This is a genomic window from Lysobacter sp. Root983 (assembly GCF_001429345.1).
Classification (GTDB): domain Bacteria; phylum Pseudomonadota; class Gammaproteobacteria; order Xanthomonadales; family Xanthomonadaceae; genus Lysobacter.
Map to the genome: position 1 here is coordinate 1 of NZ_LMJO01000007.1, position 9,313 is coordinate 9,313.

Below are 9,313 nucleotides of genomic sequence, written 5' to 3' on the forward strand. Positions count from 1 at the left end.
GCACTTGATCTCCCTTCTCCCGCCTGCGGGAGAAGGTGCCCGAAGGGCGGATGAGGGCGGCCTGAGGGGCTTCGGGCTAGGCCCAAGCTACAACCTGGCCCTCAGGCCATCCGCACCCGATCCTGCGACGACGGGATGCTCATCGCCTCGCGGTACTTGGCTACCGTACGGCGCGCCACCGGCACGCCAGTGGCCTTGAGGGTTTCGGCCAGGCGCGCGTCGGACAGCGGCTTGCGCGGGTTCTCGGCCTCGATCAGGCGCCGGATCATGGCCTGGATCGCGGTGCTGGAGGCCTCGCCGCCGGAACCGGTGTCGATGCCGGAGGCGAAGAAGGCGCGCAGCGGCACGGTGCCGCGCGGGGTGCGCGCGTACTTGCGCGAGATCGCGCGCGAGACCGTGGATTCGTGCAGGCCGATCTCGTTGGCGACCTCGCGCAGGGTCAGCGGGCGCAGGGCGCTGTCGCCGAATTCCAGGAACGCGGCCTGCTGCTTGAGCAGGCAGCGGGTGACCTTGAGCAGGGTGTCGCCGCGCGCTTCCAGGCTCTTGAGCAGCCAGCGCGCCTCCTGCAGGTGGCCGCGCAGATAACTGGCGTCGGCCGCGCTGGCGTGGCGGATCATGCCCTCGTAGCCGCGGTGGATCGACACCCGCGGGCGCATGCCGTCGGCCAGGGCGACCCGCCACAGCCCGTGCTGGCGCCAGATCACCACGTCGGGAGCGACATAGGTGTCGGCCGCGATCGCGCCGATCTGGGCGCCCGGGCGCGGGTCCAGCGAGCGCAGCAGTTGCACCGCGGTCTCGACCTCTGCGACCTCGAGCTTGAGCTCGGCCGCCAGCCCGGCCACGCCGACCTTGGGCAGGCGCTCCAGCGGCCCGTTGGCCAGGCTGTTGGCGAGTTCGCGTCCGGGGGTTTCGACGGGCAATTGGCTCAGCTGCAGGCGCAGGCACTCACCCAGCGAGCGCGCGCCGACCCCGACCGGGTCGTAGCGCTGGATCTGGTGCAGCACCGTGGTCAGCTCGTCCACGCCGGCGTCGATCGCCGGGCCCAGCGAGGCGGCGATCGCGTCCAGCGGCTCGCGCAGGTAGCCGTCGTCGTCGATGGCCTCGATCAGGGATACCCCGATCAGGCGGTCGCGCGCGGTCAGCGGGCTCAGGTGCAGCTGCCACAGCAGGTGGTCGTGCAGGGTGTCGGCGTCGGCGACCTGTTCGGCGACCGGGCCGTCGTCGTCCTGATCGGAGGGGCCGATGCGCTGGTACCAGGGCTCGCCGTCGCTGGTGCCCCAATCGGCCTCCGGCGGCAGGGCGTCGCGGTGGTCCTCGCCGGAGGACTCCGGCGCGCTCTCGCGCTCGTCGCCGACGCTGCCGCCGTCGGCGCCGTTGCTGACGCTGATCGCAGTCTCGGTCCAGTCCAGCAGTGGATTGCTCTCCACCGCGGTGACCAGTTCGGCTTCCAGTTCCACCGCCGATAGCTGCAACAGACGGATGGCCTGACGCAATTGCGGCGTCATCACCAGCTGTTGACCTAGCGAGGCTTGGAGGCGGGGCTTCATGCTCGGTGTCTAACGCGACCTGATAGGGCTGGCGGCCGCACGCGTGTTCCAGAATGTGGCGGAAACGCCGACTGGAACCCTGCGCAATCGAGCTAAGGTTACAGGCGGAAGGTTTCGCCCAGGTATACGCGACGGACGTCGGGATTGGCCAGCAGCGCGTCCGGAGCCCCCTGCGCGAGCACGCCGCCTTCGTTGAGGATATACGCCCGGTCGCAAATGCCCAAGGTCTCGCGCACGTTATGGTCGGTGATCAGCACGCCGATGCCGCGATTCTTGAGGTGGCGCACGATTCGCTGGATCTCGCCGACCGAAATCGGGTCGACGCCGGCGAAGGGCTCGTCCAGCAGCATCAGCCGCGGCTTGGCGGCCAGCGCGCGCGCGATTTCGACGCGGCGGCGTTCGCCGCCGGACAGGCTGGCGCCGATCTGCTCGGCGACGTGGCTCACCTGCAGCTCGTCCATCAGGTTGGCCAGCTCGCGCTCGCGGCCGTTGCGGTCCAGGTCCTCGCGCAGTTCCAGCACCAGGCGCAGGTTGTCGGCCACGCTGAGCTTGCGGAACACCGAGGGTTCCTGCGGCAGATAGCCCACGCCGTACTTGGCGCGCGCGTACATCGGCTCGCTGGTGATGTCCTTGCCGTCCAGCACGATCTGGCCGGCGTCGGCCGGGACCAGGCCGACGATCATGTAGAAGCAGGTGGTCTTGCCGGCGCCGTTGGGGCCGAGCAGGCCGACCACTTCGCCGGCGTCCAGCGTCAGGCCGAAATCGCGCACCACTTCGCGCGAACGGTAGGCCTTGCGCAGGCCGCGGGCGACCAGCATCAGCGGCCTCCCTTGGCCGGCGCGGCGGGCTTGCCCTTGGGCTGCAGGCGCAGGTTCACGCGGCCGCCGGTGCCGCCGCTCTCGATCTGGCCGGTCTTCATGTTGTAGACGATGCGCTCGCTCTTGATCGTGTCGCCGGCCTTGTCGACATAGGCGTTGCCGGTGAGGATCACGGTGTCCTTGGGCATGTCGTAGTCGACCTTGTTGGCGCGGCCGTTGAACGGCGAGCCGTCGTCGAGCTGCTGCTTCAAGGTCACCTGCGAGCCGGTCAGGGCGACGTAGCTGATGTCGCCGTCGGCGCGCTTGATGTCGGCTTTGGCGGCGTTGATGACCAGGGTGCCCTGGACGATCTTGACGTTGCCGGTGAGCACGCAGGGGCCGGTGTCGCTGGCGACCGAGCAGTTGCTGTGGTCGGCGCCGACGTCCATGGGCTGGTTGCGGTCCGAAGAACGCGCATGCGCCACGGCGGCCGCCAGCAGGGCGACGATCAGGCACAGCACCTGCTTAGCGGGCTTTCGCTTCATAGCGGACCTTGACGTTGGGGATGTTGACGTTCTTGGTATCGAGATCGGCCTGCAATCCCGAGCCGGTCATTATAGTGCCCGGCTGAACCACCTTAACCGGAACCGCCGAAGTCGCCTTGTTCGTGTCGGGGAACACGTTCAGTTCTTCGGAGGTGATGCTGATCGGCTTGCCGCCGGCGTTGGTGCTGTCGGCCTTGACCGCCCCGCGCAGGCGCACCTCGTCGGCCTTGGCGCTGACCCAGGCGGCCTTGGAGCGTACTTCCCAGGCGCCGCCGCCGGCTTCGCCGGTGGGCGGGATCAGGAAGGTCGGGGTGGCGATGTCCATGGTCTTGACGTTGGGGTCGCGCGTCAGCTTGGGCGCGCGCAGGGTGAAGGATTCCTTGCCCTGTTTGTCCAGCACCACCACTTCGAAATCGTTGAGCACGTAGTCCGAGCGCCCGCCGGCGGCCGGACCGCCGTGGTCCTTGTTGCGTTGCGACCACAGCGCCCAGCCGCTGGCGAGCGCGCCCAGCACCAGGAAGGCGGTGATCAGGCCACGCCAGCTCATTCCAGCACCTGCGCCAGCAGGCGCTCGGCGTGGCCCTGCGCGGCCAGCAGCAGGTCGCACAGCTCGCGGCCGGCGCCGCAGCCGCCCTGGGCGCCGGTGCGCCAGTGCACGCGCTCGCGTACCCAGGGGTGGGCGTTGGCGGGCGCGACCGCGAGGCCGACGTGGGCCATCGCGCGCAGATCGGGCAGGTCGTCGCCCATGAAGCTGACCTCGTCCAGGCCCAGGCCCAGGCGCTGCGCGATCTCGCGCACGCAGGCCAGCTTGTCGGCGACGCGGGTATGCGCCTCCAGGCCGAGTTCGGCCGCGCGCTGCTCGGCGATGGTGCTGGCGCGCGCGGTCACGAAGGCCACCGCGATGCCCGCCTTGCGCAGCAGCACCAGGCCCTGGCCGTCGTGGACGTGGAAGGCTTTGAGTTCGCTGCCCTCGCTGTCGAAGATCAGGCGGCCGTCGGTCAGGGTGCCGTCGACGTCGAAGCAGGCTAGCCGGATCCGGGCGGCGCGTTCGCGGATTTCGGCGGGGTAGTCGTTGAGGTGGCTATAGGGCATCAGAGCAGGGATTCGGGATTTGGGATTCGGGATTGGGCGAGCGTCATAGTGGAATGTGATCGGTTGGCGAATCCCGAATCTCGAATCCCCAATCTCAGCCTTTAAACCACTCTAGCGCGCAACAAGTCATGAATATTGAGGGCGCCGACCACGCGTTGTTCAGCGTCCACCACCAGCAGGCCACTGATCTTGTGGGTTTCCATGAGCTGCGCGGCTTCCACCGCCAGGGCCTCGGGGCCGATGGTCTTGGGCGCGCGGGTCATGACTTCGACGATCCGGGTCGAACGCAGGTCCACGCCTGGGTCGTCGAGGGTGCGGCGCAGGTCGCCGTCGGTGTACAGACCGAGCAGGCGTCCGCCGTCGTCGACCACCGCGGTCATGCCCAGGCGCTTGTGGCTCATTTCCACCAGCGCCTCGCTCACGCTGGCGTCGGCCGCGATGCGCGGCACGTCGTCGCCGGCGTGCATGATGTCGGTGATGTGCAGCAGCAGGCGCCGGCCGAGCGCGCCGGCCGGATGCGAGCGGGCGAAATCGTCGGCGGTGAAGCCGCGCGCTTCCAGCAGGGCGACCGCGAGCGCGTCGCCCATCGCCAGCGAGGCGGTGGTGCTGGAGGTCGGCGCCAGCGCCAGCGGGCAGGCCTCGGCCGGCACGCTGACGTCCAGGTGCACGTCGGACTCGCGCGCCATGGTCGACTGGGCGCGGCCGGTCATCGAGATCAGCTTGTTGCCCTGGCGCTTGAGCACCGGCAGCAGCATCAGCACTTCGTCGCTCTCGCCCGAGTAGGACAGGGCCAGCACGATATCGGCGTCGGTGATCATGCCCAGGTCGCCGTGGCCGGCTTCGCCCGGGTGCACATAGAAGGCCGGGGTGCCGGTAGAGGCCAGGGTGGCGGCGATCTTGCGCGCGACGTGACCGGACTTGCCCATGCCGGTGCAGACCACCCGCCCGCGCGCTTCCAGCATCAACCGGCAGGCCGCGGTGAAGGCGCCGTCGATGCGTGCGGCGACCGCGGCCAGGGCCTGCCCCTCGATCTCGAACACGCGCCGGCCGCTGGCGGCCAGGCCGGCGTCGGAGACCGGGTGCGGGGCGGGCGCCGCGCTGAGGGGGGAGATCGTCATCGGGACATTCGCTCTGGGGCGGGGCGGCGGGGGCGCTCCGGGTCGGAAAGGGGCCGGCGGGTCGCGGCGCGCAGGCGGGCCTGGCTCGCCGGGGCGCGTGGCCGACAGGTCGGTGGGACGGGCCGTTCCCTTGCCGCCATTCCGGACCGCGGGGCTTTCCGCTAGGCTAATCCGTGAATTCTATGCGGTTCGTCCGCTGAATGCCCGTCTAGCCGGGCGTCGCAAACGCCCAGCTAGCGCGGCCAGGGACTGGCCGCGTCGGCGAAACCCGCGCGCAAGCGCAGGAATCGCCGCGAGCGCGTCCGGGCTGGTCCCGGGCTGGCGACGCGAGGGGCGCCCCGGACGGGCGCGCTTCGACCTCCGACAGGCGGGCCGCCAGCGGCACCCTCACCCCTCCACGGCTCGCCGGGCCGCGCGCAGCATCGCGCCGACCGTCGTGCCGTCGTCCTCCGACCGACCCCAAGGCTGTGCCCCAGACGTGAACGCCGAAACCATCCAATCCTTGATCGAACAGGGCCTGCCCGGCGCCCGCGCCGACGTGCGCGGCGACGACGGCGTGCATTTCGAAGCCACCGTCGTGGCCGAAGCCTTCCGCGGCAAGCTGCCGCTGGCCCGCCACCGTCTGGTCTACGCCACCCTGGGCGAGCGCATGGGCGGAGAAATCCACGCCCTCGCGCTCAAGACCCTGACCCCCGAAGAGGCCGGGAATCGGGAATAGGGAGTCGGGAATCGGGCCGCGCCTTTGTCGCGCTCCGATTTCGCCGCGACCTTCAATCCTATCGCCCGCTCTTAACCATTCCCGATTCCCCATTCCCGATTCCCGGCGGAAAAACATGCAGAAGATCGTGGTCGAAGGCGGACAGCCGCTGAACGGCGAAGTCCAGATTTCCGGCGCCAAGAACGCCGTGCTCCCCATTCTGTGCGCGACCTTGCTGGCCGACGCGCCGGTGACCATCCGCAACGTGCCGCACCTGCACGACGTGGTCACCACCGCCAAGCTGCTGGGCGAGCTCGGCGCCGGCGTGGTCACCGACGGCGCCACCATCACCGTCGATCCGACCACGGTCAACAGCCACGTCGCGCCCTACGAGCTGGTCAAGACCATGCGCGCCTCGGTGCTGGTGCTGGGCCCGCTGCTGGCCAAGTACGGCGAGGCCGAAGTCTCGCTGCCGGGCGGCTGCGCGATCGGTTCGCGTCCGGTCGACCAGCACATCAAGGGCCTGCAGGCCCTGGGCGCGCAGATCTCGGTCGAGAACGGTTACATCAAGGCCCATCGCAACGGCCGCCTCAAGGGCGCGCGCTTCGTCTTCGACGTGGTCAGCGTGACCGGTACCGAGAACGTGCTCATGGCCGCGGTCCTGGCCGAGGGCACCAGCGTGCTCGAAAACGCCGCGATGGAACCGGAAGTGGTCGACCTGGCCGACTGCCTTAATGCGCTGGGCGCGAACATCGAACACGCCGGCAGCGGCCGCATCGTCGTGCACGGCGTCGAACGTCTGCACGGCGGCAGCCACGACGTGCTGCCCGACCGCATCGAGACCGGCACCTTCCTGGTTGCCGCCGCGATGACCGGCGGCCGCGTCACCACCACCCGCAGCCGCGCCGACACTCTGGATGCGGTGCTCGACAAACTGCGCGACGCCGGCGCCGTCATCGAAGTCGACGGCGACCGCATCACCCTGGACATGCAGGGCCGCCGCCCGCGTTCGGTCGACCTGACCACCGCCCCGTACCCGGCGTTCCCGACCGACATGCAGGCGCAGTTCATGGCGCTCAACTGCATCGCCGAAGGCGCGGGCGTGATCAACGAAACCATCTTCGAAAACCGCTTCATGCACGTCAACGAACTGCTGCGCCTGGGCGCCGACATTCGCGTCGACGGCCACACGTCCGTGGTGCGCGGCGTGGCCAAGCTCAGCGGCGCTCCGGTCATGGCCACCGACCTGCGCGCCTCGGCTTCGCTGATCCTGGCGGGGTTGGTTGCCGATGGCGAGACTACGATCGATCGCATCTACCACCTGGATCGTGGGTACGAGAACATTGAGGCGAAATTGTCGCAGTTGGGGGCGAAGATTCGCCGGATTGGGTGATTGATTGCATAATCTTGGCGTGTGAAAAAAGCCCCGCTTCGGCGGGGCTTTTTGTTTGTGGCGCCATAGCCGGGAAATTTGGCGGCTTCGTTGCTTGGCAGTGTGGCTTTGATATGCCAATGAGCCTTATTGAACGGTGAGGCTCCCGCCGCCATCATTCACTAATTGGTCGCATGGATGGGGGTGGGGAATGAGGCGAATGGATTGCGTGTTTTTGCTTGCGGCGCTGTTGCTTTCGGCCGCGTTCGGAGTCTCGGCTCAAGAGCATCGCTTGCCGTCAATGACGATGTACCAGGCAGGCGTTCAAGGCGTAGTTCGGACCTGCGCCGATCCGGATTTGGCCTGCCGCCTAGTGGGTGAGTCGCTTAACGCGACACCATATCCGCACTACACAATAACGCATCTCAACGGTCGGTACGGAACGCATCCGGATTATGGTGTGGGCTGCTACTACGACGAGGTAGATCGTCCAAACGGCCCAACCAACTACAACATCTTTAGGCAGAGCTACGTCTTGCCTGTACCGGTATGCCCTGTTGGATATGGCTACGACCGTAACGACGGTGAGCCCGTATGCATACGGAATATGTACAGTGTGACGCCGACTAAGCCGAACCTGCATTGTGCGGATGTGGGAAATCCGATCTCTTGCGGCAATGGCGCGAAAATTGAACGGACGCGCGATGAACTGACGGCTAGCCTCGGGTTGGCGCGTTCCTACAACTCGGCGCCGGCAATAGAGGGGATTTCCAATATCTTCGGAGAGTGGTGGCACTCCGATCTAACCCGTGAACTGATTGTCACCGACGTTCGACCTTCCTCATTCCAAGCGGCGATTGCTGTACGCGAGGACGGCAGGGTGCTGGCGTTCACCAAGAACGGGAGCGGCCAGTGGCTTCCTGAAGACGATCTTCGGCAGTATCGTTTGAGAGAATTCGAAACTGGCGGCGAGACTTTTTGGGAGTTGCGCAAGCCTGGCAACGCCCAAGAGATTTACGGCGAGACGGGCCTGCTCCAACGCGACTTGCGAGACGGCCGCGTCGTCGCCACGTATATCCGTGATGCGGGCGGCAGGATCACCTCTGTTGTGGATTCGAGCGGGCGTGCGGCGGTGCTCACGTACTCGTCCTATGGAAAGCTAGTTCGCATCGATCTGCCTGACGGGCAGACGATTGAGTATGCCTACGATGCCGATGGGTTGCTGTCCGCGGTAACCAAGGCCGGCTTCGTTACCAGCTACACCTATACGAGAATCGTAAATCAGCGCGCATTGATTCAAGTGGCCCACGATGGCGCGGCCTATGCCACGTTCACATACGACACTAATGGTCGCGCCACTTCCACTGAGCATGCGGGTGGAGTAGATCGCTACGCAGTGGACTACGGCGTAAATGGAACCGCTGTCAACGTATCCACCCCGTCGGGTGGTGCGATCCAGTTCCAGTTCCAGCGGCAGTTGGGTGTTCGCATTCCTACGCAGCGCACCGAGACAGGTACTGGGGGCGTCGCGATAGCCACAGGGACCGTCTACGACACCAAGTCGAACGCGACCGCCCGGCGCCGAGGCGATCAGCTGACCTGTCTTTACTACGATGCCGACTGGTTGCGGGTGATCGCCCGCTACGATTACCCGGCGGCCACTACCGACCAATGCCCAGCTACCGATGCCTTGGCCGCCGTCAGCACCCGCCTGCGCAGTGCGACCACGGCCTGGGACATCGCCCTGGACCTGCCCACGCAGCACCAGACCTACACCGCCGCCGGTGCCTTGCTTGCCAAGCAGGACTACAGCTACAACGCCCGCGGCCAGGTCCTGACTTCGACGGCGACCGATCCGACGACACCGACCATCACACGCAGCAGCGCCAGCACCTACTGCGAGCAGTCCGACATCACTGCCGGCACCTGCCCGCTGCTGGGATTGGTGACGTCGATCAATGGTCCGCGCACGGACGTGGCCGACACCACCCAGTTCACCTACTACGCCAGCGATGAAGCTAGCTGTGCCAGTACTCCAGCCACCTGCCCGCATCGCAAAGGCGACCTGTGGAAGGTCACCAACGCGCTGGGCCAAGTCACGGAAACCCTGGCTTACGACGGCGCCGGTCGTCCGCTGTCGGTCAA

General features: G+C 67.3%; 8 protein-coding genes and 1 pseudogene. 3 read left to right on the plus strand and 6 right to left on the minus strand.

The features are described 5' to 3' along the window. Positions 1-101: 101 nt before the first annotated feature. The 6 genes from ASE43_RS07340 to ASE43_RS07365 form a co-directional block, all read right to left on the minus strand. Entirely contained in the window at positions 102-1,547 is a 1,446-nt protein-coding gene (locus ASE43_RS07340) for an RNA polymerase factor sigma-54 (RefSeq protein ID WP_057160021.1), read from the minus strand. A 98-nt stretch (positions 1,548-1,645) separates the two neighbouring features. Continuing rightward, positions 1,646-2,365, minus strand: a complete 720-nt coding sequence (gene lptB / locus ASE43_RS07345) for an LPS export ABC transporter ATP-binding protein (RefSeq protein ID WP_056182821.1) — start codon at positions 2,363-2,365, stop codon at positions 1,646-1,648. Beyond that, positions 2,365-2,889, minus strand: coding sequence for a lipopolysaccharide transport periplasmic protein LptA (lptA, locus tag ASE43_RS07350; RefSeq protein WP_057160022.1), 525 nt, complete (start codon positions 2,887-2,889; stop codon positions 2,365-2,367). The genes lptB and lptA overlap by 1 nt, the downstream gene beginning before the upstream one ends. Next, the gene (gene lptC, locus ASE43_RS07355; protein WP_057160023.1) at positions 2,870-3,436 is read right to left on the minus strand and encodes an LPS export ABC transporter periplasmic protein LptC; all 567 of its coding nucleotides are present in this window, start codon (positions 3,434-3,436) and stop codon (positions 2,870-2,872) included. The genes lptA and lptC overlap by 20 nt, the downstream gene beginning before the upstream one ends. Beyond that, positions 3,433-3,981, minus strand: coding sequence for an HAD hydrolase family protein (locus ASE43_RS07360; protein ID WP_057160024.1), 549 nt, complete (start codon positions 3,979-3,981; stop codon positions 3,433-3,435). The genes lptC and ASE43_RS07360 overlap by 4 nt, the downstream gene beginning before the upstream one ends. A gap of 101 nt (positions 3,982-4,082) precedes the next feature. Beyond that, positions 4,083-5,099, minus strand: coding sequence for a KpsF/GutQ family sugar-phosphate isomerase (locus ASE43_RS07365; protein ID WP_057160025.1), 1,017 nt, complete (start codon positions 5,097-5,099; stop codon positions 4,083-4,085). A 478-nt stretch (positions 5,100-5,577) separates the two neighbouring features. On the opposite strand from ASE43_RS07365, the gene ASE43_RS07370 reads away from it, so the two are divergent. From ASE43_RS07370 to ASE43_RS21190, 3 genes and pseudogenes are all read left to right on the plus strand, one after another. Then, on the plus strand, positions 5,578-5,817 hold the full coding sequence (locus ASE43_RS07370) for a BolA/IbaG family iron-sulfur metabolism protein (protein ID WP_056182837.1): 240 nt from the start codon (positions 5,578-5,580) through the stop codon (positions 5,815-5,817). Between the two features lie 115 nt (positions 5,818-5,932). After that, positions 5,933-7,189, plus strand: a complete 1,257-nt coding sequence (gene murA / locus ASE43_RS07375) for a UDP-N-acetylglucosamine 1-carboxyvinyltransferase (RefSeq protein ID WP_056182840.1) — start codon at positions 5,933-5,935, stop codon at positions 7,187-7,189. A gap of 199 nt (positions 7,190-7,388) precedes the next feature. Then, positions 7,389-9,313, plus strand: a pseudogene (locus ASE43_RS21190) (RHS repeat protein); the annotation flags it as partial.

Coding starts and splice junctions, on each gene's coding strand:
- lptB (WP_056182821.1), bottom strand. CDS start 2,365: ATGCTGGTCGCCCGCGGCCTGCGCAAGGCCTACCGTTCGCGCGAAGTG.
- lptA (WP_057160022.1), bottom strand. CDS start 2,889: ATGAAGCGAAAGCCCGCTAAGCAGGTGCTGTGCCTGATCGTCGCCCTG.
- lptC (WP_057160023.1), bottom strand. CDS start 3,436: ATGAGCTGGCGTGGCCTGATCACCGCCTTCCTGGTGCTGGGCGCGCTC.
- murA (WP_056182840.1), top strand. CDS start 5,933: ATGCAGAAGATCGTGGTCGAAGGCGGACAGCCGCTGAACGGCGAAGTC.
- ASE43_RS07360 (WP_057160024.1), bottom strand. CDS start 3,981: ATGCCCTATAGCCACCTCAACGACTACCCCGCCGAAATCCGCGAACGC.
- ASE43_RS07340 (WP_057160021.1), bottom strand. CDS start 1,547: ATGAAGCCCCGCCTCCAAGCCTCGCTAGGTCAACAGCTGGTGATGACG.
- ASE43_RS07365 (WP_057160025.1), bottom strand. CDS start 5,099: ATGACGATCTCCCCCCTCAGCGCGGCGCCCGCCCCGCACCCGGTCTCC.